This window comes from Buchnera aphidicola (Schlechtendalia chinensis) (assembly GCF_001648115.1).
Lineage (GTDB): Bacteria > Pseudomonadota > Gammaproteobacteria > Enterobacterales > Enterobacteriaceae > Buchnera_B > Buchnera_B aphidicola_N.
In genome coordinates this window covers 435,694-462,120 of record NZ_CP011299.1, presented here as the reverse complement: position 1 = coordinate 462,120, position 26,427 = coordinate 435,694, and the positions used below count along the sequence as shown (strand labels likewise).

The following is a 26,427-nucleotide window of genomic DNA, read 5'->3' as shown; positions in this document are numbered from 1 at the left end:
CTAAGTTAATTGAATTTATTAATTGTTTTTTTTGTGACAACATATTTCAATTTTTGAATGAGAAGTACTTATATTGTTTAGATCTAATGTTTTTTTAAATTTTGCCATTAAATCCCAGTATACTATATTCAATTCATCTGTATTACTCCAACAACGTACGATAAAATTTAGTGAAGATGGAGTTAATTCACTTAATCCTACGACTATGTCTTTATTTTTTATAACTCTCTTATCTTTTTCTAAAACATTTTTTAATACTTTTATTACTAGATCAATGTCAGAGTTGTGTGCAACACTGATAATAAATTCATTTCTTCTAGTTTTTTCTCTGGAATGATTTATTATATTTCCTGATATAATTTTTCCATTGGGCATAACTACAATTTTTCCATCCAATGTTCTAAGTGTAGTGTAGAATATATGAATATTTAAAACTGTTCCAGATATGTTTTCTAGATTTACATATTCTCCAATTCGAAGTGGACGTAATATTACTAACAATACTCCTGCTGCAAAATTTGATAGTGATCCTTGCAAAGCTAATCCAACAGCCATTCCTGCAGCACCTAATATTGCTATGACAGACGTAGTTTGAACTCCAATACATCCTAGAGACGCTATTAAAAAAAATGTGATAACTATATATTTTGCTAAGGCAGAAAGAAACCCAGAGATAGTAAAATCAATATTTCTAGTGATTAAAATTTTTTTGATAACATTTGAAATTGCTTTAGCTATGAAAAACCCTATTACTAGAATCATGATAGATGACACAAGATTTATAATGTAACTTAATATTAGTTCTTGATTACGTATTAACCAATTTCCTGCGTGATTAATATCATCAACTACATTTATTTTTTTCATAATATTTATATTTTAAAAGTGTTTCTATTTTGATGTTATAACTTTATATAGTTAGTATTATATAGTGTGTATAAATGAATTTAAGAACATATAATTCTTATTTTTTAATGTAATTATATATAATTATTTTTATAAAGTATTATAAGATTTTAGTATTTTAAACATTTTTTGCAAATAGTTAAATATTGATATTTGAGAATACCGAATCCAAGTTCTGGGATCATAGTATTTTTTATTGGGTTTGTCTAATCCTAGTGGATTTCCTAATTGATTTTGTAAATAAATTTGATTCTTTTTATAAAATTTTAGTATTCCTTTCCAAGTTACCCATTGAACATCAGTATCTATATTCATTTTAACAACTCCATATTTAATAGATTTTTGAATATCTTGTAATAAAGATCCTGATCCTCCATGAAATACAAAATTCAACGGATTAAAAGATAAATTGTGTTTTTTTCTAACATATTCTTGTGATTGTTTTAAAATATTAGGTTTTAAATGAATGTTACCTGATTTATAAACTCCATGAACGTTTCCAAAAGATGCTGCAATAGTAAAGCAAGGATCAATTAAAGATAGTTTTTCATATGCAGTATTAACATCTATAGGTTTAGTGTATAATAAAGAATTGTCTATATCGGAATTATCAATTCCATCTTCTTCTCCTCCTGTGCAACCTAATTCTATTTCTAACATCATGTTAATGTTTTTAATTTCTTTTAAATATTCTGCACAAGTATTCAAATTGAATTGTAAGGATTCGTTTGATAAATCTATCATATGTGAAGTGAAAAGAGGAGTTTTATAAGTCTTAAAATATTTTTTCCCTTTTTCAATTAATTCATCTATCCAAGGTAATGTTTCTTTATTACAGTGGTCAGTATGTAAAATTACAGGAATTTTGTAGTATTTTGCCATTAGATGTACGTGTTGAGCACCTGATATAGCGCCTAGTATTGCTTGTTTATGTAATTTTTTTGTATTTAATCCTTTTCCCGCAATAAAGGTTGAACCTCCATAGGAAAATTGTACTATTATTGGGCTATTTGCTTTTTTTGCAGATTCTAAAACAGCATTTATGGAGTCAGTACCTACGCAGTTTATTGCAGGTATTGCAAAAAAATTTTTTTTGGCTATTTCGAACATTTTTAGTGCGTCAAGTCCATTAATTACACCTGGCTTTATAAAATTTAAAATTTTACACATATTAACATCCTATTGAAGAATAATAGATGGTAGCTATTTTTTAAATACGGCGTTCTAATAGTTTCATTATTGGAAGCTTTTTTTGTTCTAAAATTTTTAAAAGAGAACCTCCTCCGGTGGATACATAAGAAATTTTATTTTTTATATTTAATGTTTCTATTACAGATAAAGTATCTCCTCCTCCTGCTATTGAAAAAGCATTGTTGTTTTTCGCAATAGTTTCAGCAAGTGTTTTTGTTCCTTGTTGAAAGTTTTTAAATTCAAAAACTCCTACTGGTCCATTCCAAAATATGGTTTTTGCATTTTTTAATATTAATATCATATTTTTTATTGTATTTTTTCCAAAATCCATAATTTCTTCATTTTCTTCAATGTTCGAAACTTCTTTATTAACTCCTATACTATTTTCATTAAAAGTAGTGCTAACAAGGGAATCTGTTGGTATAAAAATATTATAATTATCGCGCAATGATTTAGCTTGATTTATAAAATTAGGTTCGTGTAGAGATCTACCAACGTTATTGTCAATCGCTATGAATGTATTAGCAATACCTCCACCTACTATTAATGTATCTGATATTTTTGCTAACGTTTTTAAAATGTTAAATTTAGTAGATACTTTAGCACCTCCAACAATTGTAACCATAGGTTTTTTCGGATTTTTGAGAATATTGTTCAATGTTTTTAGTTCTGATTCTAGTAGTAATCCAACACATGCAATTTTTGAATATTTTGAAAGTCCATAAGTAGATGATTCATTTCTATGTAATGAACCAAAAGCATCCATTACGAATATGTCACATAAACTGGCATATTTTTTAGATAGATGAGTATCATTTTCTATTTCGCCTTTATTAAATCTTACATTTTCTAATATGGCTAGTTCTCCTGAACATATTTCTATTCCATGTAAATAGTTTTTTAGAAAATGTACTTTCGTATTGTTAAATTTTTTCTTAAAATATTCATAAATAGGGCGTAATGATAGTTCTGAGTTGTATACTCCTTCTATTGGTCTTCCTAAATGAGAAGTTATAATAACTTTTGCATTTTCTTTTAATGCTAATTCAATAGTTGGTAGTGACGCATGAATACGAGCATAAGAAATAATTTTTTTATTTTTAATAGGTACATTTAAATCAGATCGTATGAGAACTCTTTTATTTAAAAGTTTTAAATCTGTTATTTTAATAGTTGACATTTTCTTTCCATATATTTATTTTTCATTAAAATTAAATTTTTAAAAGGTATACCAAATTTTAAGTTTATATCCTTTTCACGTACAATTATTTTTTAAAGAGATTTTTGTTTTAAAAATTTTTGTTGAAATTAGAACGTATATAGATATTTTTTGGTCTTTATTTTTAGCATTTAGAAGAATTTAAAATTATTGATTTTAAAGTTATATTAATATTTTTACATGTTTTGTTAATATTTGATATTGTGTTATAAAGTACAGTATATATTAAATTTTATAGGTATTAATTGTTAATTCTGAGTTTTTAGATTTTAAAGTATTTTTTTTATATTTTTTTTTTACATTAAAATGTATTTTATATACATTGTTAAATTTGAAACCAAGATTTTACACCATCTAAAAACATTTGAGTTGATAGCATAATTAAAATTAGTCCCATTAATCGTTCTAAGGCATCAACTCCTTTAGGTCCGAATAAACGTAAAAACATATTTGATAGTAATAAAATTATTGCCGTGCATGTCCACGCGATTAATAAGGATATCGTTAGATATGTTAATTTACTTAAGTATTCGTGTGACAATAATATTAATGTAGCTAAAAGTGATGGTCCTGCTATTAGTGGAATTGCTAGAGGTACTAAAAATGGTTCTTCATTTTTATTTTTTGTATTATTTTTGTTATTTTTAGAAGGGAATATCATTTTTATAGCTATTAGAAATAAAATTATTCCACCTGATATAGACACTGTTTCGGTTTTTAGATTTAAGAATTTAAGAATGTTTTCTCCAGAAAATAAAAATAATAACATTATTAATAAAGCTATTAACATCTCTCTAAGTAGTACAATACGACGTCGTTTTGGTTCAATGTTTTTTAATATAGACATGAATATTGGGAGATTTCCTAATGGATCCATGATTAGAATTAGTAAAATAGTCGAAGAGATCATTTCTTTCATAATTTAATTTTATTAAAATACTTTTATTTTTTTCAAATGCGTAAACATCATTTTTTAGATAGAACTAATCATAGACAATATTTACAAATTTCAATTTGATTAGAATTTAAAAGTTTAATAATTATAATGTTTTGGGTTATTTATTAGTATATATATTTGTGTTCATAAAGATATTAAAAATTAAAAAATATTTTTAATAACAATTAATTTTAAAAAATATTATATTAAAATTTTTTCAAGTTTTAATTTTTATCTTATTTAAATTAAATTTCATTAATAAAATCAACATTTTTTGTAAAAAAGAAGTTATATTATTTTTTAAGAGAATTTTATTAAAATTTCAAATTGAAGTTATGTGTGGTAATTTCTTTTTTTGCATATTTTTTTATGTTAGTGCGCATTAAAAATTTTTATTATAAATTTAATAATTCAGATTATTAATAATTTTAAGCTATTATTATATGGTGAAATAAATAGGAAATGAGAAATTCTGTGGGTTTAGTTGGATGGAGAGGAATGGTTGGATCTGTACTAATGGAACGCATGGAGAAAGAGAACGATTTTTCAAGTTTTAATCCGGTTTTTTTTTCTACATCTCAAATTCATGAAGAGGGACCTACTTTTAATGGAAAATATTATGGAAATTTAAAAAATGCTTATGATATTGATATATTGAAAGAATTAGATATTATTGTTACATGTCAAGGCAGTGAATATACTAATAAAATATATTATAAATTGAGAAAAAGTGGTTGGAAAGGATATTGGATAGATGCTGCTTCTTATCTTAGAATGAAAAAAGAATCAGTTATTGTTTTAGATCCAATTAATTTATCTGCAATTCACCAAGCTATTGACAACAATTGCAAAACTTTTATAGGTGGTAATTGTACAGTTAGTTTGATGTTATTGTCATTAGGAGGTTTATTTTCGAAAAAATTAATTGATTGGATGACAGTTTCTACTTATCAAGCGGCTTCTGGGAGTGGAGCCTCTCATATGGTTGAGTTATTAATGCAAATGAACGCAGTTTGCAAAGGTATTTCGAGTGATTTAAAAAATCCAGCTAAATCTATTTTAAAAATAGAAAAAAAAATTAATAAAATTAGTTTATCTGATGGTTTTCCAACTAACTGTTTTCATGTTCCATTAGTCGGAAATTTAATTCCTTGGATTGATGTTAAAACTGAAGATGGAAGAAGCAAAGAAGAATGGAAAATTCAATCTGAAGCTAATAAAATATTACTGTCTAAAAAAAATATACCTATAGATGGTTTATGTGTTCGTATTGGATCATTAAGATGTCATAGTCAATCGTTTGTAATTAAGTTAAAAAAAGACATTTCTTTATCAGAAATAGAAAAAATTTTGTCTCACCACAATCGTTGGACAAGATTAATTCCCAATGACGTTGATGCAACTATTAAAAATTTAACGCCTCTTTCAGTAACTGGAACTTTGTTCACCCCTGTTGGAAGAGTGAGAAAGTTAAACATAGGGAAAAAATATATATCTGCATTTACTGTAGGAGATCAATTGTTATGGGGTGCTGCAGAGCCTTTAAGAAGAATGTTGAAAATTCTTGTTAATCAGAAACTTGATTAAATTTTCTTAATTTGATTTTTTTTGCATCGTTTAAAATTATTAATACTATTCTAACAATTATTATGTATATTAATAATTGTTAGATATTTATCTTTTAATCTAATTTTTTAATATTTATAAAGAATTTCAAGATTTTTAAAAATATTTGAGTAACATTTTTGATTTTATATAACGATATTTTTGTTTTTAGGAACACATAAAGATAGTTTTCCCTTTTTTATCAAATATTGATAGGGTAATTTGTTAGTTTTAGAATTTAATAGAGAATGATTCATAAATCGACAAAAGTTCGGAACGTCTCTTATAGTTGATGGATCATCTGCTAATATTAGTAACATTTTTCCGGTACAAATTTCTCTAATTTTTTTTCTTAATAACATGAGAGGTTCAGGACAGTGAAGATTTCTTAAGTCTAAAGTTACGTATTTTTTGTCTTTTTTAATATTCATTTTTCATATTTTGACTTTATTTTTTTTTAAAATAGATGTATTAATTGTACAAATGATGTTTTCTTATATAATTGATAACTGGAATTGGCAACAAGTGCGAACAAGGAAACTTATTTTTTAAAAAGTAGCGAATTTTTGTAGAGGAAATGTCAATTTTAGGAGTTTGCGAAAAAAAAATATATCCTGAAGGATTATCATGTAATAAATAATAGTTTTTAGTTATATGTTTTTTCATCCAGTTTTTTAAAATTCCATTAATCACGTTATTTTTATGTAAAGAACGTTTTAATATTATTAAATGACACCATTTTAGTAGTTCTTCCCATTTATACCATTTATTTAAAGTAACTAAATTATCAAATCCGATAATGAATCCTAACGGTTTCTTGTAGCCTATTTTTTTTCGTAGTTCTTTTAATGTATCAATTGTATAAGATATTTTTTTTTTATTTCTAGATTGTTTATTTTAAATAGTGGTTTATTTTTTACAGCTAATTTGAGCATGTTAATTTTATGTTTTGTTAAGATATCTGATTTATGTTGGTAACTAGTATAGTTAGGTAGTAAAAATATTGTTTTAAAAAGAAGTTTTTGTGCTAATATTTCTGAAGTAACAGTATGACCATAATGAATTGGATTGAATTTACCACCTAATACTACGTATAATGATGTCATTTTTTTTTCCATATTTAATGCAAATTTTTTCAATTATTTTGACTAATTATATGTAATAAAATTTTTAATTGATTCCATATAAATTGTGTATGTTTTTTTTTAACATTAATTTCTATGTTCATGAGTAGTTTAATAGATCGATTTATATTATTTAAACTTTTATGACGAGCAATATTTATTAAGAATGAATGTCTATGCTTTGAAATTTTAAATTGTGTTAAAATGTTAATAAAATTTGTGAATTTTTGACGTTTTATCATTAATATTGCAAGTAAATTATTTTGTAAACTTCTTAATAGTACTGGATAACTATTATTTTTTATATAAAAATTATTTAAAATTTTTACAGATTTCTCAAAATTCCCGATTAAAATTGTATCAATCCATTCTTCTAATGTAAAGATAGCTTCGTTACTTATTATATTCTTAACATTATTGATATCTATTAGCGAATTTGGCCATATTAATTTTAGGACATTTAATGAATTATATAAAAACTCGATGTTATTTTTGTAAACTTTAAGTAGCAATTTTATTGCATCTTCTTGGATATTTATTTTTAAATCATGTATTTTATTTTGTGTCCAGACACTTAGTTCTTGATTTAGTAAATTTTCACATCTTATAATTGTACCTTTTAATTGAAATATTTTAAACCAAATATTGTTTGGCATATATTTAGATATATTTGTTTGAATAATTAAAAGCAAGTTGGAATTTAAAAAAATAGATAAGTTAGATAATTGCTTTTGGATTTCTGCAGTAAGTGTGTTTTGAGGTATATGTAGTATAATAATTTTTTTTTTAGAAAACAAATTATTATTTTTAAAAGTAGATATTATAGTATTAGATTTCAATTGGAATTGTATTTGACTTAATGTAGTTTTTAAAAATCCATTTTTTTGAGCTATAGAAAATATAATTTTTTTGCTTTCTTGTATAAAAAAATCGTTATTTCCGACAAGAACATAATAAGGTTTTAAACTTTTAAAAAAAATTGGAAATAGTTGTTTTGAATGAATTATATCCATAATGTAATTTTAAAAATTATTATAATTATTACTAATATAATAATGTTTATTAGATTTTTAATTGTTATTTTTGGATGTTGCATAGTTTATTATTTAAATAATTTAGATTTAATCAAATTTTTAAAAGATTTATTATTGCACAATTCTTTATAAATTATTTTAATTTCTAAATTGAAATTCCAATATTTTCATGAATAAAAAATATTTATTGTTTAATCGTTAATAACTAAGTTTACTAGTTTTTTTTCAACATATATTACTTTTTCTATATTTTTATTATTAGTGTATTTGAATATTTTTTTTTCTTTTAATATTTTTTTTAATAGTTCTTGTTTAGAATACTCTTTATCTATTAAAATTTTATGACGGAGTTTTCCATTTATTTGTATAATTATTAAATTAGAATCATTGAACATGAGATTTTCGTTAATTTTTGGCCATAAAATTTTTTGATAGTTTTTTGCATTTTTCGACAAATTGTTTAATAACATATAGCTAAAATGAGGAACGAAAGGATACAACATTTTTATTATGCATAATAATGTTTTATGTATTAACTTTTTATTTTTAGATTGACTTGATAAAGATATTTCAAAAAGTGCATTAGTTAATTTTATTATGCTTGAAATTGCTGTATTGAAAGCTTGCTTTTTACTAATATTATTTTCTACTTGTTTTACAACTTTATACAATAGCGAACATAGCTTTTTTTGATTTTTATCTAAATTTTTATAGTTTATTGGTACATTGGTTTCTTCGTATTCTTGTATATGATTATAACAAAATTTCCATAATTTTTTTAAAAATCTATACATTCCTTTAATTCCAGACTCTCGCCATTCTAATGATGCTTCTACTGGTGCAGCAAACATGATAAACAATCTTGTTGTGTCTGCTCCATATGTATTAATTACACTTTTCGGATCTACTCCATTTTTTTTAGATTTAGACATCTTGATCATGCCTGCATAGAATATTTTCGTTCCATTGTATGTAAAACTTTTTTTAATGCTTCCATCATGATTATATTTATAATTATTCGAATTAACATTTATCCAATGTTGATAATTATTTTCGTCAAAATAATAGAAAGCATCGGATAATACCATTCCTTGGCATAACAATTTTTTTACTGGTTCATCGGATTTTACTAATCCAAAATCTCTTAGTACTTTATGAAAAAAACGAAAATACATAAGATGCATTGTAGAATGTTCTATTCCTCCAACGTATAAATCGATAGGCAACCAGTGCTCAGCTGATCGTTTATTTATTATACTTTTTTGATATTGAATACAGGTATATCTAGCGTAATACCATGATGATTCCACAAATGTATCTAATGTATCAGATTCGCATGTTGCTATTTCCCCATTTATATTTATTGTTTTTTCTTTTTGTAAATTTAAAAAATCTTGATAAGACTCTGAATTATTAATATTTTGTGATAATTTTATTGGAAGATATTTATTTGGTATAGGTATAATTTTTTTATTTTTTAAAGTTGCCATTGGGATAGGAACTCCCCAGTAGCGCTGTCTTGAAACACACCAATCTTTCAAACGATAATGTATATTTTTTTTTCCTATTTTATTTTTTTCTAAATCTGACATTATGATATAACGTGCTTCTTTAGTACTTAAAAAATTATACTTTTTGGAATTGAATAAAATTCCTGATTTTATCATAGCTACTTTTTCTATTTTTGGAATTTTTCCATCTTTTTCGAAAACAACTGGTTTAATTGTTAGGTTGTGTAGTAAAGAAAAATTAAGATCATATTGATTGTGTGCTGGTATACCAAATATTTCTTCAGTTTCGTATTTTAATAACACGTAATTAGAAATCCATATGGGTATTTTTTCATTAGTTAGCGGATGTAAAGCAAATTTATTAGTATGAATTCCTTTATTTTTTTCAAATCTGTTGTTACATAATTTAGAATGATATTCATTTTTAATAAAAAATCGAATGTTTTCATTGGTATAGGATAGGATTTTAGATAATTCGTGAAATGGTGAAATAGCTATGTATGTTGCTCCCATTATTGTTTCAGGTTGAGACGTAAAGATATTAAGTGTTTCTATCATAGAATTAATTTTTACATTAATTGTAATTCCAGATGACTTTCCTATCCAGTTTGATTGCATTTTTTTAACTTTTTTGGGCCAATGTGGTAATTTTTTTAATCCATCTAATAATTCTTCAGCATATTTTGTAATTTTTATAAACCACTGAGAAATTTTTCGTTTAGCAACTCTTGTATTACAACGCCAACATAATCCATTAATTACTTGTTCATTTGCTAAGACTGTTTTATCTTTTTTACACCAATTAACTAATGATTTTTTTTTATATACTAACTTTTTTTTATACAATTGTATAAAAAACCATTGTTCCCATTTATAATATTCAGGATTACAAGTGGTAATTTCTTTATCCCAATCGTAACTAAATCCTAATATTTTTAATTGGTTTTTCATATATTTTATATTTTTTTGAGTCCATTCGTATGGATTAACATTATTTTGTATTGCTGCTACTTCTGCGGGTAATCCGAATGCATCCCATCCTATTGGATGCAATACATTTTTACCGATCATACGTTGATATCTAGCTACGACATCGCTAATAGTGTAATTTCTAACATGTCCCATATGCAATTTTCCAGACGGATAAGGGATCATAGAAAGACAATAATATTTTTCTTTTTTTGTATTATTAATATCTGAAAATTCATTATTGTTTTCCCACATTTCTTGAATTTCTGTTTCTATGTCTTTAGGAACGTATTCTTTTTTCATGTTTTTTCTTTTTTTTTAAAACTTTTCAAATTGATAAATAAATTGCACACATTTTATAATTTTTTTAAATAGAATATTTTGAAAAATATATAAGAAAATATTTTATTATACATTTTTTAATGAAAATTTTAAAACTTTAGAGAACATTGTGTTCTTATTTTCTTATCTTACCAGTAGAGTTGAATATTTATAATTTTTTAATTGTGTTTGGTGATTTCATAAGTTTTTAAATTTTTTTTAAGATATAACAAAGTTTTTAAGTGATATGCTGTTTTTTAAATAGTAAAAAAAATTTTATCTATAGATTTTCACAAAAATTAGAACTTTATAACATTTTATATTTTTTAATAATATTTTCATTTTTATTATTTTCTAATATATTTATTTATTAAATAAATGTTTTTGTCTTTATAACGTTTTGAAAATGTTTTAGGTATATTGTAATAATGATTTTCAAGGAAGTTAAGAAAAGATTTTATTTTTTAATTTTATATTACATAGGAATTAATTTTTTATATGAACCGTATTTTAAATGTAGAACAATAATATATTAGAATTTCAAATAAATAAATTGCTCATTAATGTTATATAAAAGTAATGTCAATAATTTTAGTACATGCGTATCTCTTTTTATTATAAATTTCGTTTTTTCATAAATTGTTTATAAAATATAAAATTATAATAAATTTACTTTAAAGAATAATGTTTTTTGCATTTATAGCATAATTATTTTCTTACTTTTTATAAAGCATGTTTTTTAATTTTTAGATATGTACTTTGATGGATTTTGTATATGATAATACATTTTACATTTTTTTAAGTCGGCGGAAATTTGAAGTAATAAAAATGTTATTTAAACATTTTTCGTTTGTTATATTATTTCTTCTCTAAAAGTTTGGGAAATTCGTTGTTTTTAGGAATAGTGACTTTTAATTGTATTATTCTTCTTTTATTTGCTACATGAACTTTAAATTTATATTCTAAAATGTTGATGGATTCACCTTTACTGGGAAGATGTCCAATTTTTTTCATAACTAATCCACCAATGGTGTCTACTTCTTCAGAATTAAAATTGGTTTTAAATGCATCGTTGAATTCTTTTATAGAAGTAAAAGATTTTATTATAAAATTATATTGATCTATTTGACGAATGTTAGATTCGCTTTTATCGTACTCATCATCAATTTTCCCTACAATTAATTCTAGTATATCTTCAATTGTAACTAGCCCTGAAACAGCTCCAAATTCGTCTATTACAATTGCCATATGATTTTTTTGTAATCGGAATTCTTGTAACATACAACTGACATGTTTGCTTTCAGGAACAACAACAGAAGGACGCAACATTTTTTTCATATCAAAGGAATTAGACGAACTTTTTATAAAAGGTAGAAAGTCTTTTGCGATTAGAAATCCTTCAACGTAATTTTCATCATAGTTCATTACAGGAAAACGTGAATGAGCAGATTTTATAATTATATCTAAACATTTTTTTAATGAGTAATTTAATTTTAGAGTTATCATTTGTATTCTAGGAATCATTATATCACAAATTTTTTGTTTTTTTATGTCAATTACTCCTTCTAACATATCACAGGTATCTTGATCTATTAATTTGTTCTTTTTTGAATATTTCATGAGTTTTAACAATTCTTCTGTACTTTTTGGCTCATCATGAAAAATTTGGTTTAATAAAATAGAAAAAAAGTTTTTTCTATTATTTTTATTTTTGTGTATTGAATAGTCGTCATTCATGACATCTTAGTTTAAATTTTATTGTATGTTAATTTTTTAAAAACTTTTTACAGAAGTTTCAAAGTTTTTATTTGAATTCAGCTGTTTTATATTGTAAGGATTTTGAAATCCTAAACGTAACATTGTTTTAATTTCTAAGTTTTTCATTTTTTTTAAGTTTTGTTTGTTGTCGTGATGATATCCTAATAAATGTAATGTTCCATGTATAATCATGTGTGCCCAGTGTGATTCTATTGATTTATGTTGTTCTTGAGCTTCTTTTTTAATAATTGCACTACATACTACTAAATCTCCGATGTATTGAGATTTGATTATGCGATTAGTAGTAGCTGGGAAAGATAATATATTCGTAGTTTTATTTTTTTTTCGATATTTAAAATTTAAAAATTTAATTTCAGATTTTTTAACGATTCGTATTGTTATTTCAACGTTATTTTTTTTTTAAAATAGATTGTATCCATTTTGCATACTTTATTCTTTTTGGAAAGTATTTTTTTTTTGAACAAGCTATTTGCAAATTTACAATGATTGATTTCATTAAATGTTTTTTTGTATTTTATGTGATTTAAAATTATTTTATGTAGCATTACAATACTTTTTAAAATTTTATCAAACTTTTTTTATGTATACTATTGTTTTTTAGTGTTTTATTAAAATAATTTTAGCATTTATTTTTAATGTAAAAATTAGTATTTAGCATTCTATTTTACAAATTTTTATTGCTAAACTTTTTAGAATAATACCCTTTAAGAGAATTAGAATTTATTTTTGTAATTTTTACATTAATAAATTGACCTATCATATTAGGCTGTCCTTCAAAATTAACTATTCGGTTATTTTCTGTTCTTCCATATAGTTCCATGGGATTTTTCCGAGATGGTCCTTCTACTAGAATAGATTGTATACTTCCTAACATTTTTTCATTCCACAATTTTGCATTTTTATTAATAAGCTTTTGAAGTTCATAAAGCCTATTTTTCTTTTCTTCTAAAGGTAAATTGTCTGGTAATTCTGCTGCTGGTGTACCTGGACGAGAAGAATATATAAAACTAAAACTCATATCAAAATTTATTTCTTTAATGAAGTTCAATGTTTTTTCAAAATCTTTTTGTGTTTCTCCCGGAAATCCAACAATAAAATCTGAGCTAATTTGAATATTTGGTCGATTCTTAGTTATTTTCTCAATAATTTTTTTGTATTCTTGAACACTGTGAGCTCTCTTCATTAATTTTAAAATTCGATTAGATCCACTTTGTACAGGTAAATGAAGAAAGCTAACTATTTTTTTCGTATCTAAATATGCTTCAATGATATCATCAGTAAATTCAATTGGGTTACTTGTTGTAAATCTAATTCTATCAATTCCGTCTATCAATGCAACTAATTTTAACAATTCTGAAAATTTACAAATTTTCCCGTCAAAAGTTTTTCCTCTATATGCGTTAACATTTTGTCCTAATAGATTAACTTCTCGAACTCCTCTTTTAGACAACATAGAAATTTCTAACAAGATGTCGTCAACTGGTCGGCTAACCTCATAACCTCTAGTATATGGTACGATACAAAAAGAACAAAATTTATTACAACCTTCTATTATAGTGACATATGCTGTTATTCCTGGAAAGTTTTGATATTCTATAAAATCAAATTTTTCAATTAGTGGAAAGTCTATATCAATAACATGTTTTTTGTTTTGTTTTACCATTTTTATCATATTTGGTAATCTATGTAGAGTTTGTGTTCCAAATATAATATCTACATAGTTTGCGCGTTTTCTAATTTCTTCTCCTTCTTGCGTTGCTACACATCCACCTACTGCAATAATAACGTTGGGATTATTTTTTTTTAATTTTTTCCACCTTCCCAATTGATGAAATACTTTTTCTTGTGCTTTTTCGCGAATTGAACAAGTATTAAGAATTAAAACATCAGCTATTTCAGGTATATATATTCGTTTGAAGTTGTGTTTTTTTTCTAATAATTGAGTTATCATAGATGAGTCATATTCGTTCATTTGACAACCCCAAGTTTTTATATAAATATTTTTTTCAGTCATAATTTAGTTATTCCGCTTTAACTCGTTCTTTAAAGAAACATAGTTTTATTTTGTGTTAAGCAAAATATTAGAAACACTTTTAGTTATGTAAATACGATTTATGAGGTATTTTATGCAAAAATTTCATTTTGAATAGTTAAAATGTTTTGTTTATCACTTTCAATTCTGAATATGCTATCTTGTTTAATATTGATTTTGAGTACTGCTTGTATCCATATTATTTTTGAGCAAATATTAACAGCAGATAAAACATATCCAATTTTTTTCCAATTAGTAATATCATTTTTAATTTCTATTATTGTTCCAATTTGTACTATTGCATTAAATTTCCCAGTTAGCCAGTGTAATTTATATTTGTTAAGTTTTTTAAAATGTGATTTAGAAATCATTTCTTGTCCGTAGTAGCATCCTTTTTTAAGATCTAATCCGAACAAATTTTCTAAGTTTAGTGCTTGTGGGAAGAATTTTCCACTATTTTCTTTGTCTAGAATGGGGAATTTAGAAGCAATGTCTAATGCTTCCCATGTTTTTTCATCATTTGTTTCTTTTTTTAATGTTAATATGTCATTTAAAACAATATCATTTTTTTTCGTAATTAGTAAAAATCTTTCAAAAGGAGAGTTAAACCATAACAATATGCTATTATTATTCTTACAAAGAGGAAAATTTTTATTTGGAATTTTTTTAAAATAATTTGATAATTTTATTTTTGTCTTTGCTCCAAAAATTCCTAATAAATATATATCGTTAGAATAAGATATTTTTATGTCGGAAAAGATAGAGTATTTTTTAAATTCTTTAATTTGCTTGTCTGAAATGCTTTTCCTTTGAAGGTACATATAATTATTATTAGTAATTTTAAATATTCTTAAATTACTATAAACTTTTCCATTTATATTACAATGTGCGCATATTTTGTGATTGTTTTCATTCAATGAATTCACATTAATAGTAATTTGGTTTTGAAGATATTTTTGACAATCTGAACCGGATATTTCTATTAAACTCCAATTATTTAAATTAGTTAAGATTATATCTTTTTGAGAAAGTTTTAACAAATATTCATCATTAAAATTAGACGTTTTCATATATGTTGTCTTATTATTATAGCTATTAAGAAATGCATTTTGAACATTTTTAGGTTAATAGATAGTTTTTCGTATTTTGGAAAATTAAAAGTGCTTTTAATAATTAAGTTTAATTTAAGTATTAGAGTATTAGTTTTTTGAAAATTTTACTAATGTTTTAGCTTTACGTAAGATAGCATTCAAAACGTTAAATTATTTTTTAAAATAATTATTTTGAAAATATATTTTTTGTTTTTAATACAAATATTTTTTAAAATGTAATTAAGAGAATTATAAATGATATATGAAATTAATGTAATAAAGCATCGTATTCAAATTTGTTTTAATAAAATTTATAATTTAAAGGTATTTCTTTGACTATGAAAATAAAAATATAAAACTTTCCGAAATAAATCGTGAATTAAAATTATGTCAATCTTGGGAAAATTCTAATTTAATAATTAAATTAAATCAAGAAAAAGGAATTTTAACTTCTTTAATTAATTCTATAGATCGTGCAGAATCTGATTTAAGGATGATAACAGAAATTTTAGAACTATCGATTAAAGAAAAAAATTCAAATTTATTATGTGATATCGTCGATGAGTTGAACATAATAGAAGTTACTATTAAAAAATTAGAATTAAATTATTTTTTTTCGAATAAGCATGATCGTTTGAATTGTTATTTAGATATACAATCAGGCTCTGGAGGAACAGATGCTCAAGATTGGGCTAATATGTTATTTCGAATGTATGTTAAATGGTCTTGTTACAAGAATTTTAAAATAGAAATTATTGAAAAAACTCATGGTGAAATAGTTGGTATAAAATCTGCTACGATTCAAATATTAGGAAAATATGCTTTTGGATGGTTAAGGACCGAAACTGGAATTCATCGTTTAGTAAGAAAAAGTCCATTTAGTTCTAATAATCAACGTCATACTTCTTTTGCTTCGGTTTTTGTATATCCTGATATTGATAATACTGTACAGATAAAAATAAATTCTTGTGATTTAAGAATTGATGTATATCGCGCATCTGGCGCTGGAGGACAACATGTAAACAAAACTGAATCTGCAGTGAGAGTCACTCACATACCTTCAGGATTAGTGACTCAATCTCAAAGTAGTCGTTCTCAACACAAAAATAAAAATATAGCATTGCGACAGTTAAAGTCAAAATTGTATAAGATGACTATGAATAAAATTAAAAGTGAAAAACAAATTTTGGAAATCCAAAAGTCAGATATAGGATGGGGCAATCAAATACGTTCATATATATTAGATAGTTCTAGAATTAAAGATTTGAGAACAGGAGTGGAAGTAAGCAATACTCAATCTATTTTGGATGGATTCTTAGATATATTTATTGAATCTAGCTTAAGACATGGTTTATAACATATTATATCATTGTTTTATTAAAATTAGTTAGAGGTTATATATATGAATGGATGTAATAATGAAGAAGTTCAAAGACGTAAAAAATTGTCCTTTATAAAGAAAAATGGTTTTAATTTTCCCAATGATTTTAAACCGAACATAAATTCTATAGAAATTAAAAATACATATAAATCTTATAGTAATAATAAATTAAAAGTATTAAAACTTTTTTTTAGTGTAGCTGGTCGTATTTTAAAGAAACGTGTTATGGGGAAAAGTTCTTTTTTTATTTTAAAAGATTGTGAAGGAGAAATTCAGTTATATGTTTCACAAAAAAATATTGTAGATAAGTTCTATGAAGATATGATTAAAATACTAGACTTAGGAGATATTATAGGTGCTGAAGGGAATTTATTTAGAACTCAAACAGGAGAATTATCTATTAATTGTAAAAAATTAAAATTGTTAACTAAATCATTAAAGCCATTACCAGATAAATTTCATGGATTATACAATAAAGAAGTTAGATATAGAAAAAGATATCTGGATCTTATTAGCAATAAGAGTTTGAGTTCTGTATTTAAAACTAGGTCAGATGTTATTATTAATATTAGAAAATTTATGTTAAAACATAAATTTTTAGAAGTAGAAACTCCTATGATACAAAATGTTCCAGGAGGTGCTACTGCTAGACCATTTGTTACTTATCATAATTCTTTAAATTTGAATTTGTATTTAAGAATTTCTCCTGAACTATATTTAAAAAGATTAATTATTGGAGGATTTGAACGTATTTTTGAAATTAATAAAAATTTTCGTAATGAAGGTATTTCAACTCGTCATAATCCAGAATTTACTATGATGGAAGTTTACATGGCTTATTCAGATTACAAAGATATGATGATGCTAACTGAAAGTTTGTTAAAAAAGATTGTGTTTTCAGTTTTAGGTAGTTTGAGGTTTGTATATGGAGAATATGAGTTAGATTTTGAAAAAAGTTTTCATAAATTAACAATGAAACAAGCAATATTAAACTTTAATTCTAATATCAAATTATCTGATTTGGAAAATTTAAAGTGTGTTTTAGAGATAGTGAATTCTCTTGGAATACAGGTAGAGAAAAATTGGGGAATAGGAAAATTAATATTAGAAATATTTAATAAAACAGTTGAGAAAAAACTAATTCAGCCTACTTTTATAACTGATTATCCTATAGAAGTATCTCCGTTGTCTAGACGAAATAATGTTTGTTCTGATGTTGCTGATCGATTTGAGTTGTTTATTTCTGGGTTTGAATTAGCTAACGGATTTTCAGAATTAAATGACTCAGATGATCAAAAAAGTAGGTTTTTGGAGCAAACAAGCAATCAATTTTCTAAATCTGAAGATAATTCGATATTCTATGATAAAGATTATATAACTGCTCTTGAATATGGATTGCCTCCAACTTCTGGAATGGGTATAGGAGTGGATCGATTAATAATGATTTTAACAAATCAAAAAAGTATTCGTGATGTTATTCTTTTTCCTATTCTTAAACCTATTTAGTTTTAAAAGTATATTTTAAATCGTTTATTTTTATAATACGTTGATACTTTAATATTAATAAAATTTTTTAATAATTTTATTAATTTCTATTTAAAATTTTTTGTACAAAATAACGTAAAATTTTTGAGAAATAATATGCTTAATTATAAAGAAAAAAAAAATATAGTTTTTAGTGAAACTAATATATTAAATTTAGTTAAACAATATGGTTCTCCCATATGGATATATGATTCAAATATTATTGTTAATAGAATTAGACAGTTACGTCAATTTGATATAATTCGATTTGCACAAAAATCTTGTTCTAATATTCACATTTTGAAACTTTTTCGCAAACATAGAGTAAAAATTGATGCTGTTTCATTAGGAGAAATTGAAAGAGGGTTAATTTCTGGATATAATTGTACTAATCAAGATATTATATTTACAGCTGATGTCATTGATAGATACACATTGGAAAAAATTGTTAAATACCATATCCCAGTAAATGTAGGATCTACAGATATGTTGAAACAAATTGGAACAGTATCTCCAGGACATTCTATCTGGTTAAGAATTAATCCGAAATTTGGTCATGGACATAGTACAAAAACAAATACAGGAGGAGAAAACAGTAAACATGGAATTTGGGATGTCAGTTTAGCAATACCACTTATAAAAAGATATAATTTGAAGTTAATTGGTTTACACATGCATATTGGATCTGGTGTTGATCATAAATATTTGTATAACGTATGTCGAGAGATGGTACAACAAGTTTTATATCTTAATCATGATATAGAAGTGATATCAGCGGGAGGAGGATTAACTGTTCCTTATAAGGAACGTGACGAGGTGTTTGATGTTAACAAATATTTTATGTTATGGAATATAGCACGAAAAAAAATTGCTGATTATTTGAAACATCCTATTAGATTGGAAATTGAACCTGGAAGGTTTTTAGTAGCAGAATCTGGGATATTGGTTTCTGAAGTGAGGTCAGTAAAGCGAACTAGTTCTAAATTATTTGTTCTTATTGATGCTGGATTTAATGATTTAATGAGACCGGTAATGTATGGAAGTTATCATCATATATCTGTTCTTCCAGGAGATGGACGGGAGATAGATAAAAACGATATTATAGAAACGATAGTAGGAGGCCCCTTATGTGAATCAGGAGACGTTTTTACTCAAAATGGTAAGGGCGATCTTAAAGTTAGAATGCTTCCTAAAGTTAGATTTGGAGATTATTTAGTCTTTCATAATACCGGAGCATATGGAGCTTCAATGTCGTCTAATTATAATAGTCGTTTACTAATACCAGAAGTTTTATTTCAAAATGGAACTTTTCGTTTGATTAGGAAACGTCAAACTATAAATCAATTGTTGGAATTGGAAAAGAGTTGCAAATAATTTAACAAGATATTCTTAGAATTATTCTTATTTACAAAAATGAAAGTATAATATACATTTTAGTCTATTAAAGTCTAAAAATTTTGTTAGACAAAACGGAATTAAAATAAAAATTTATGAATTATACTTACATATTATTTCCTAACTTTAACCCTGTAATTTTCTCTATTTTTAATATTTCTATGAGTTGGTATGGTTTCATGTATTTCTTAGGTTTTCTTTTTGTTTTATACAGAGGAAAAGTTTTTTTATCTAAAATAGGATTATTATATGAAGAAGTAGAAAGTATTATATATTTTGGTTTTCTTGGTTTATTTGTTGGTGGAAGAATAGGATATATAATTTTGTATAATCCATGGTTTTTTTTAAATAATGTTTCACATATTTTTAAGGTTTGGGAAGGTGGAATGTCTTTTCATGGAGGTTTGTTGGGGGTAATTTTAGTAATTTTTTATTTTTCTAAAAAATTTAATAAAAATTTCTTTTTAATTTCTGATTTATTGGTTCCTTTAGTTCCTATTGGATTAGGTGCGGGAAGACTTGGAAATTTTATTAATGGGGAATTATGGGGTCGAGTTGCACCAAATTTTCAGTTTTCTTTTTTGTATCCTACGTCTAAAGAAATAGATTTAGAAATGTCTAAATACGATTTTCAGTTAAAAATGTTAATGAGCAAATTTGGAGCTTTGCCTCGACATCCATCTCAAATTTATGAGTTTTTTTTAGAGGGCGTTGTTTTGTTTATTGCTTTACATTATTTTTCAAAAAAAATAAAAACTGTTGGAGTAGTTTCAAGTATATTTTTAATTTTATATGGGATTTTGCGTATTATAGCAGAGCTTTTTCGTGAACCGGATTATCAGTTAGGGTTCTTTTTTAAATTTTTTACAATGGGACAAATTTTATCTATTCCTATGATAATAGTAGGCTTTATAATAATTTATAAGTGTTATAAAAAAATAATCAAGAATTAGGTAAAACATGAATATTTATTTGCTTTTATTAAATAAGGTTTTGTGCGAAGGAATAAACAAAAAAGATCGTACTGGAGTAGGAACATTATCTATTTTTGGTCATCATATGAAATTCAATCTTAAATTTGGTTTTCCATTAGTTACTACTAAAAAATGTTCTTTCTCTTCTATTGTTTATGAACTTTTGTGGTTTCTTAACGGAGATACAAATGTAAAATATTTAAATGATAACAAAGTATTTATCTGGAATCCATGGGCAGACAAATTTGGAAATCTTGGTCCTATTTATGGTAAACAATGGAGAAAGTGGAAAACTGTAGATGGTACAGAAGTTGATCAAATAAAAAATGTTATCGAACAAATTAAAAATGATCCAAATTCTAGAAGACTTTTAGTTTCTAGTTGGAATGTTGGGGATCTTAAAAAAATGGCTTTATTTCCATGCCACGTATTATTCCAATTTTATGTCGTGAAAAATGTTTTGAGTTGTCAATTGTATCAGCGTTCTTGTGATGTTTTTTTAGGACTTCCTTTTAATATTGCTAGTTATGCTTTGTTAATGCATATGATAGCACAACAATGTTGTTTAGAACTCGGTGATTTTCTTTGGACTGGAGGGGATATACATTTATATAAAAATCATATCATACAAGCTAAAGAACAGTTATCGAGAGTACCGTTTCCTCTTCCAAAATTAATTATTCATAATAAACCTAAGGAAATATTTGATTATTCTTTTTGTGATTTTAGTTTGTTGAAATATAAATTTCATCCTGCTATTAAAGCTGATATAGCAATATAAAAATTACTTAAAAATTTTAAAAATGTTATTATTCATTTTAAATCATTATAAAATTTTAAACTTATTACATTTTAAAAAAAATTATGGTTAAAGGAATACTATTTATAATTTCTGCGCCTAGCGGAACAGGAAAATCTAGTTTGATTCAAGAGGTATTAAATACTAATTCATTATTTAAAATACAAGTATCAATATCTCATACTACTCGTATGATTAGACCAGGAGAACATAATGGAAGACATTACTACTTTATTTCTATTAACGAGTTTAAAACTATGATTAAAAACAAGAGATTTTTAGAATATGCAAAAGTTTTTAATAATTATTATGGAACGTCTCGCAAAAAAGTTTATAAATTGTTATTAGATGGTAATGATATCTTTTTAGACATTGATTGGCAAGGAGCGCAACAAGTACGTCATATAATTCCAGATTCTAAAAGTATTTTTATATTACCTCCATCTAAAAACGAATTATATAGACGATTGCGTAAAAGATCACAAGACAGTGATATTATAATAAATAAGAGAATGGAACGAGCAGTATCTGAAATGCAGCATTATGTTGAATATGATTATTTAATTATTAATGATGATTTTAAAGTAGCATTGTCAAATTTAAAAAAAATTGTTCAAGTAGCACATTTATCGAGAAAACGTCAAATTAAAAGTCATAATATTCTTATTAAAAATTTATTAAAAAAATAGGTACAATTTTTTTAATAAATTTTTAATAAGAATATTATTACATTTCTTTATAATTATTATAAATTACAATAATTATTTTTTATATATTTTTAAAGTTTTAAAATTTTCCAACACATTTAATAAATGTTATACATGTTTGTAACGTATGTTTAAATTACTGTTTTCTTAAAGCAACTTTTCTTTCATTTTCTTTCAGATACTTTTTTCTTAATCTAATTGATGATGGAGTTACTTCTACTAATTCGTCGTCGTTTATGAAACTAATAGCATATTCTAAATTAATTTTTAAAGGTTTTGTTAAAGTTATAGCTTCATCGGAACCAGATGCTCTCATGTTAGTTAATTTCTTTCCTGATAAACAGTTAACGGTTAAGTCATTTATTTTATTGTGAATTCCAATAATTTGTCCTTCATATACTTTTTCTCCGTGTTTTATAAACAACTTTCCACGACTTTGTAAGTTAAATAAAGAAAATCCTACTGAAAATCCTGTTTTATTAGATATTAATACACCGCTTTTCCGATGTCCAATATTTTCAAATTTTACTTTTTCATAATGACTAAAAGAGAAATCAAATGTCCCGTATCCTGAAGTGAGGGTAATGAATTCTGATTTAAATCCAATTAGTGCACGACTACTAAGAATACAATTAATTTTAATTCTATTTGTTGAATCTGTAGAAATATGAATAATTTTCCCTTTTCTTTCACCTATTAACTTCATAACAAGTCCCTGGTGATCTTGTTTTATGTTTATCATAACAGTATTAAACGGTTCTTGTATAATTCCGTTTATGTTTCGTTTAATAACTTTAGGACGTGATACTTCTAATTCAAATCCTTCCCTTCTCATATTTTCAATTAGTATTGACAAATGCAATTCTCCACGTCCAGATATTGAAAAAATATTAGAATTTTCAGTTTCTTTAATTTCTAAAGAAATATTATTAATTATTTCTTTTTTTAATCTATTAAGAATTTTTCTAGACGTGATGTGTTTGCCTTCTGTTCCTGAAAATGGAGAAGTATTTGTAGAAAACATCATTTCTACAGTTGGTTTATCGACTTTTAACTTTGGTAATGGTTGCACATAACTATTATCACAGATAGTATCAGAAATGTTTATGTTTGAAATTCCTGTAATTGCTACTATGTCCCCTGATTGAGCCAAATTAGTGTCTATTTTGTTTAAACCACGATAATTTAAAACTCTTCCTATTTTCCCAAAAGTTTTTAATCCCATATTATTAATTATAGTTACATTTTTGTTAGGCGTTATTGAACCTTGAGAAATTCGACCAATTCCAATGGTTCCTAAATAGTTATCATATTGTAACTGAGAAATTTGCATTTGGAATGGATTTTTGAGGTTAGTTTTTGGAGAAGGTGTATATTTTATCATAGCTTCATATAACGCTGACATGTCATTTCCCATGTTCTTGTAATCTATTCCAGATGTTCCGAGTAGTGCAGAAGTGTAAATTATAGGAAAATCTAATTGTTTATCAGTAGCATTGAGGTTTATAAACAATTCAAAAATTTGATCAATTACCCAATTGGGTCTCGAATTCTTTCGATCTATTTTGTTTATTACTACAATAGGATTTATTCCATAATCAAACGATTTCTGAGTAACAAATCGTGTTTGTGGCATTGGTCCATCTAATGCATCAACTACGAGTAAGACTGAATCTACCATTGATAAAATTCGTTCTACTTCTCCTCCAAAATCTGAATGACCTGGAGTATCAATAATGTTAATTCGGTATTTTTTCCATGTAATTGCAGCATTTTTTGAAAAAATAGTAATTCCTCGTTCTTTTTCGAGATCATTCGAATCCATTATTCGATCAGAAGTTTCTTTGTAACTTTTTAAAGCTCCTGATTGTTGTAATAATTTATCTATTAAAGTAGTTTTTCCATGATCAACGTGAGCAATAATAGCTATGTTTCTTAGATTTTTATTCATCTTTTTATATATCGTAAAAGAACAAAGAAATAATATTATTCTAAAATTTTTAAACAACAATTTAAATTTTAATTTTACCATATTTGTTTTGGAATAGTAATAATTTTGAAGTTTATTTATAAATTTAATTTTTCAAAATAAGTATATTGATTTTTTTTGAATAATTTTGCAATAATAAATGTAAACTTTTACGTTATATTTATAATGTAAAATTTTTATTTTTATGCAATAATTTTTATAATAAAGTTCGTTTTTGTAGTAAGGTTACAGGAATTATATTTTGTTTGAAAAAAATTATAATAGTACTATATTTTTAAAAAGTATTTTTAATATAAAAAAAGATAAATATAATCATGGATCTGAAGTAGCTTTCGTTGGATATTCTAATTCTGGAAAATCAACTGCTATTAATATTTTAACTAATCAACGAAAATTAGCTAGAGTAAGTAGAATTCCAGGAAGAACACAATCAATTAATGTTTTTCAAATTATTCCAGGAGTTCGTTTAATAGATTTTCCAGGTTACGGCTATTCTAAAGTTCCTTTAAGTATTAAATTAAATTTAAAGAATATGATTTTTCAATACTTAAGAGTACAGAAATGTTTAAGAGGGTTGATTATGTTAGTAGATGTTCGACGTTCTATTAGAGTTTTTGACAAAATTATAATCAATTTAGCAAAGTCATACCATATACCAGTGTTAATTTTGTTAAATAAAGTTGACAAAGTAATTTTTTCGGAACGACAAAAACGTCTAAAAGTTATACGTCAAGAAGAATTGATTTTATTAAATCATATAAAAGTAGAATTATTTTCTTCATTAAAAAAGATTGGATTGAATGATTTAAAATGTCAATTAAACTCTTGGATATTTGATAAAGCAAAAAAATAATGTTATTTCATTATTTTAATAACAATATTTTTTAAATTTTAAAATTATTATTTTAAAATATAAAGTATTTATATTGAATGTATCTTTTTACACTTTTATTTTTTTTATTATATATTTTATAGTTTTAAAATAAAAAATTTTTTACTATTTTAACATAAATTCTTATATTTTAAGAAATAGTATTATATTTTACTAATTTTCCTTGTTTTAGTAGCTTTACAAAGTTATAAAATTTATAGTGTTTAAATATATTTAATAATTCGTGGATAGACGGTTCAAACATTTTGAGTTCATTCAAAGATTTTTGCATTGAAACGTCAGTTCTTATTGTAGCAAGATTTTTTGAAATAAATGCTAAATTTTTATTTTTTATTAATTTTTTTACTATATTTTTAGCCCCTCTTAATGGATGATTAGTTATTTCATTAGTATTTATGTATATGTTTTTTAAAGATCCAAAAGTTTTCAAAAGAAAGGTTGCTGTTTTTTTTCCTATTCCCGGAATACCTGGAATATTATCTGATCTATCTCCCATTAATCCAAACAAGTCAGGTATTAATGTTGGATTTATTCCATATCTCTTTTTCATTTCTTCTATACCTAATATTTTGTTAGATTTCGTTTCCAGTATTTTTATATTGATACTTACTAATTGTGCGAAATCTTTATCATTAGTGCTAATTAAAGTAAATTTTTTATTCTTTTCTGCTTCACAAGCTAATGTTCCAATAATATCGTCAGCTTCGTAATAAGGAACAGTGATAACTGGGAATCCTATCATTTTTATAATTTTATACAATGGTTCAACTTGCACTCTTAGATTTTGTGGCATTTTTGGTCTGTTCAATTTATAGGAGTTAAATAAAGTATGTCTAAACGTTTTAGTAGGGGAGTCAAATATTAAAATTATTTTAGTTTTTGGATATTGAAACGATAGTTTTTTAAGAGTATTTATAAAACCATATATAGCTCCGGAGGGTACATTGCTATTATTTTTAAGAAATAGAGATGAATAGTACGCTCGATATAGACAAGGTGTGCCATCTATTAATAGATAATGAACATTATTTTGATTAAAAGTCATA

23 protein-coding genes are annotated in these 26,427 nt (G+C 24.7%); 8 read left to right on the top strand and 15 right to left on the bottom strand.

The window, feature by feature from the left end; genetic code table 11:
• Positions 1 to 18: 18 nt before the first annotated feature.
• From mscS to XW81_RS02045, 4 genes are all read right to left on the bottom strand, one after another.
• Positions 19 to 867, bottom strand: a complete 849-nt coding sequence (gene mscS / locus XW81_RS02060; protein ID WP_075474290.1) for a small-conductance mechanosensitive channel MscS — start codon at positions 865 to 867, stop codon at positions 19 to 21.
• Between the two features lie 129 nt (positions 868 to 996).
• Positions 997 to 2,076, bottom strand: coding sequence for a class II fructose-bisphosphate aldolase (gene fbaA / locus XW81_RS02055; protein ID WP_075474289.1), 1,080 nt, complete (start codon positions 2,074 to 2,076; stop codon positions 997 to 999).
• A gap of 40 nt (positions 2,077 to 2,116) precedes the next feature.
• Complete coding sequence (locus tag XW81_RS02050) at positions 2,117 to 3,277, bottom strand: phosphoglycerate kinase (protein ID WP_075474288.1); 1,161 nt, start codon at positions 3,275 to 3,277, stop codon at positions 2,117 to 2,119.
• 364 nt (positions 3,278 to 3,641) lie between these two features.
• Positions 3,642 to 4,235 carry a YhgN family NAAT transporter gene (locus XW81_RS02045; protein ID WP_075474287.1) on the bottom strand — a complete coding sequence of 198 codons (594 nt, stop codon included), beginning with the start codon at positions 4,233 to 4,235 and terminating at the stop codon, positions 3,642 to 3,644.
• Between the two features lie 480 nt (positions 4,236 to 4,715).
• Between XW81_RS02045 and asd the strand changes: the two genes are divergently transcribed.
• Entirely contained in the window at positions 4,716 to 5,840 is a 1,125-nt protein-coding gene (gene asd / locus XW81_RS02040) for an aspartate-semialdehyde dehydrogenase (protein ID WP_075474286.1), read from the top strand.
• Positions 5,841 to 6,004: 164 nt separating this feature from the next.
• On the opposite strand, the gene tusA is transcribed toward asd, so the two are convergent.
• The 9 genes from tusA to ygfZ all read right to left on the bottom strand — a co-directional run bounded on the left by tusA (position 6,005) and on the right by ygfZ (position 15,698).
• On the bottom strand, positions 6,005 to 6,289 hold the full coding sequence (tusA, locus tag XW81_RS02035) for a sulfurtransferase TusA (RefSeq protein ID WP_075474285.1): 285 nt from the start codon (positions 6,287 to 6,289) through the stop codon (positions 6,005 to 6,007).
• 40 nt (positions 6,290 to 6,329) lie between these two features.
• On the bottom strand, positions 6,330 to 6,656 hold the full coding sequence (locus tag XW81_RS02945) for a nicotinate-nicotinamide nucleotide adenylyltransferase (protein WP_267471151.1): 327 nt from the start codon (positions 6,654 to 6,656) through the stop codon (positions 6,330 to 6,332).
• Between the two features lie 47 nt (positions 6,657 to 6,703).
• Entirely contained in the window at positions 6,704 to 6,964 is a 261-nt protein-coding gene (locus XW81_RS02940) for a hypothetical protein (RefSeq protein ID WP_195182280.1), read from the bottom strand.
• Positions 6,965 to 6,993: 29 nt separating this feature from the next.
• Positions 6,994 to 7,995: a DNA polymerase III subunit delta gene (gene holA / locus XW81_RS02025; protein WP_075474284.1), complete on the bottom strand. Its 1,002-nt coding sequence runs from the start codon at positions 7,993 to 7,995 to the stop codon at positions 6,994 to 6,996.
• A gap of 212 nt (positions 7,996 to 8,207) precedes the next feature.
• Complete coding sequence (gene leuS, locus XW81_RS02020) at positions 8,208 to 10,799, bottom strand: leucine--tRNA ligase (protein WP_075474283.1); 2,592 nt, start codon at positions 10,797 to 10,799, stop codon at positions 8,208 to 8,210.
• Positions 10,800 to 11,675: 876 nt separating this feature from the next.
• Positions 11,676 to 12,554, bottom strand: coding sequence for a CNNM family magnesium/cobalt transport protein CorC (gene corC, locus XW81_RS02015; RefSeq protein WP_075474282.1), 879 nt, complete (start codon positions 12,552 to 12,554; stop codon positions 11,676 to 11,678).
• 36 nt (positions 12,555 to 12,590) lie between these two features.
• Positions 12,591 to 12,947 carry an rRNA maturation RNase YbeY gene (gene ybeY / locus XW81_RS02010; RefSeq protein WP_228860900.1) on the bottom strand — a complete coding sequence of 119 codons (357 nt, stop codon included), beginning with the start codon at positions 12,945 to 12,947 and terminating at the stop codon, positions 12,591 to 12,593.
• A gap of 313 nt (positions 12,948 to 13,260) precedes the next feature.
• Complete coding sequence (gene miaB, locus XW81_RS02005) at positions 13,261 to 14,610, bottom strand: tRNA (N6-isopentenyl adenosine(37)-C2)-methylthiotransferase MiaB (RefSeq protein WP_075474281.1); 1,350 nt, start codon at positions 14,608 to 14,610, stop codon at positions 13,261 to 13,263.
• Positions 14,611 to 14,720: 110 nt separating this feature from the next.
• Positions 14,721 to 15,698, bottom strand: a complete 978-nt coding sequence (gene ygfZ, locus XW81_RS02000; protein WP_075474280.1) for a tRNA-modifying protein YgfZ — start codon at positions 15,696 to 15,698, stop codon at positions 14,721 to 14,723.
• Positions 15,699 to 15,977: 279 nt separating this feature from the next.
• Here ygfZ and prfB point away from each other — a divergent pair.
• The 6 genes from prfB (at position 15,978) to gmk (ending at position 22,481) form a co-directional block, all read left to right on the top strand.
• Positions 15,978 to 17,076 (top strand): peptide chain release factor 2 gene (gene prfB, locus XW81_RS01995; protein ID WP_154017316.1). Its coding sequence is split into 2 segments (ribosomal slippage): positions 15,978 to 16,052 and positions 16,054 to 17,076, totalling 1,098 coding nucleotides; the frame shifts between segments, so codons are not numbered across the junction.
• A gap of 45 nt (positions 17,077 to 17,121) precedes the next feature.
• Positions 17,122 to 18,606: a lysine--tRNA ligase gene (gene lysS, locus XW81_RS01990; RefSeq protein WP_075474278.1), complete on the top strand. Its 1,485-nt coding sequence runs from the start codon at positions 17,122 to 17,124 to the stop codon at positions 18,604 to 18,606.
• A 135-nt stretch (positions 18,607 to 18,741) separates the two neighbouring features.
• Positions 18,742 to 19,998 (top strand): diaminopimelate decarboxylase, encoded by a 1,257-nt coding sequence (lysA, locus tag XW81_RS01985; protein ID WP_075474277.1) that lies wholly within the window; start codon positions 18,742 to 18,744, stop codon positions 19,996 to 19,998.
• 116 nt (positions 19,999 to 20,114) lie between these two features.
• Entirely contained in the window at positions 20,115 to 20,972 is an 858-nt protein-coding gene (gene lgt, locus XW81_RS01980; protein ID WP_075474276.1) for a prolipoprotein diacylglyceryl transferase, read from the top strand.
• Positions 20,973 to 20,979: 7 nt separating this feature from the next.
• On the top strand, positions 20,980 to 21,774 hold the full coding sequence (gene thyA, locus XW81_RS01975; RefSeq protein WP_075474275.1) for a thymidylate synthase: 795 nt from the start codon (positions 20,980 to 20,982) through the stop codon (positions 21,772 to 21,774).
• Between the two features lie 83 nt (positions 21,775 to 21,857).
• Positions 21,858 to 22,481: a guanylate kinase gene (gmk, locus tag XW81_RS01970; RefSeq protein ID WP_075474274.1), complete on the top strand. Its 624-nt coding sequence runs from the start codon at positions 21,858 to 21,860 to the stop codon at positions 22,479 to 22,481.
• Positions 22,482 to 22,635: 154 nt separating this feature from the next.
• Here the strand turns inward: gmk and typA are convergent, their stop codons facing one another.
• Positions 22,636 to 24,450, bottom strand: coding sequence for a translational GTPase TypA (typA, locus tag XW81_RS01965; protein ID WP_075474273.1), 1,815 nt, complete (start codon positions 24,448 to 24,450; stop codon positions 22,636 to 22,638).
• 280 nt (positions 24,451 to 24,730) lie between these two features.
• Here typA and yihA point away from each other — a divergent pair, with 280 nt between their 5' ends.
• On the top strand, positions 24,731 to 25,342 hold the full coding sequence (gene yihA, locus XW81_RS01960; protein ID WP_075474272.1) for a ribosome biogenesis GTP-binding protein YihA/YsxC: 612 nt from the start codon (positions 24,731 to 24,733) through the stop codon (positions 25,340 to 25,342).
• A gap of 169 nt (positions 25,343 to 25,511) precedes the next feature.
• Here the strand turns inward: yihA and XW81_RS01955 are convergent, their stop codons facing one another.
• A complete protein-coding gene (locus XW81_RS01955) occupies positions 25,512 to 26,426 on the bottom strand; it encodes a 5'-3' exonuclease (RefSeq protein WP_075474271.1) in 915 nt (304 codons plus the stop codon).
• Between the last annotated feature and the right edge of the window lies 1 nt (position 26,427).

What these genes read in the sequence shown, in the direction of transcription:
- asd (WP_075474286.1), top strand. Translation starts at nt 4,716, where the DNA reads ATGAGAAATTCTGTGGGTTTAGTTGGATGGAGAGGAATGGTTGGATCT.
- gmk (WP_075474274.1), top strand. Translation starts at nt 21,858, where the DNA reads ATGGTTAAAGGAATACTATTTATAATTTCTGCGCCTAGCGGAACAGGA.
- lgt (WP_075474276.1), top strand. Translation starts at nt 20,115, where the DNA reads ATGAATTATACTTACATATTATTTCCTAACTTTAACCCTGTAATTTTC.
- holA (WP_075474284.1), bottom strand. Translation starts at nt 7,995, where the DNA reads ATGGATATAATTCATTCAAAACAACTATTTCCAATTTTTTTTAAAAGT.
- lysS (WP_075474278.1), top strand. Translation starts at nt 17,122, where the DNA reads ATGAATGGATGTAATAATGAAGAAGTTCAAAGACGTAAAAAATTGTCC.
- fbaA (WP_075474289.1), bottom strand. Translation starts at nt 2,076, where the DNA reads ATGTGTAAAATTTTAAATTTTATAAAGCCAGGTGTAATTAATGGACTT.
- XW81_RS02045 (WP_075474287.1), bottom strand. Translation starts at nt 4,235, where the DNA reads ATGAAAGAAATGATCTCTTCGACTATTTTACTAATTCTAATCATGGAT.
- lysA (WP_075474277.1), top strand. Translation starts at nt 18,742, where the DNA reads ATGCTTAATTATAAAGAAAAAAAAAATATAGTTTTTAGTGAAACTAAT.
- thyA (WP_075474275.1), top strand. Translation starts at nt 20,980, where the DNA reads ATGAATATTTATTTGCTTTTATTAAATAAGGTTTTGTGCGAAGGAATA.
- mscS (WP_075474290.1), bottom strand. Translation starts at nt 867, where the DNA reads ATGAAAAAAATAAATGTAGTTGATGATATTAATCACGCAGGAAATTGG.
- corC (WP_075474282.1), bottom strand. Translation starts at nt 12,554, where the DNA reads ATGAATGACGACTATTCAATACACAAAAATAAAAATAATAGAAAAAAC.
- miaB (WP_075474281.1), bottom strand. Translation starts at nt 14,610, where the DNA reads ATGACTGAAAAAAATATTTATATAAAAACTTGGGGTTGTCAAATGAAC.
- tusA (WP_075474285.1), bottom strand. Translation starts at nt 6,289, where the DNA reads ATGAATATTAAAAAAGACAAAAAATACGTAACTTTAGACTTAAGAAAT.
- ygfZ (WP_075474280.1), bottom strand. Translation starts at nt 15,698, where the DNA reads ATGAAAACGTCTAATTTTAATGATGAATATTTGTTAAAACTTTCTCAA.
- leuS (WP_075474283.1), bottom strand. Translation starts at nt 10,799, where the DNA reads ATGAAAAAAGAATACGTTCCTAAAGACATAGAAACAGAAATTCAAGAA.
- XW81_RS02940 (WP_195182280.1), bottom strand. Translation starts at nt 6,964, where the DNA reads ATGACATCATTATACGTAGTATTAGGTGGTAAATTCAATCCAATTCAT.
- XW81_RS02050 (WP_075474288.1), bottom strand. Translation starts at nt 3,277, where the DNA reads ATGTCAACTATTAAAATAACAGATTTAAAACTTTTAAATAAAAGAGTT.
- typA (WP_075474273.1), bottom strand. Translation starts at nt 24,450, where the DNA reads ATGAATAAAAATCTAAGAAACATAGCTATTATTGCTCACGTTGATCAT.
- XW81_RS01955 (WP_075474271.1), bottom strand. Translation starts at nt 26,426, where the DNA reads ATGACTTTTAATCAAAATAATGTTCATTATCTATTAATAGATGGCACA.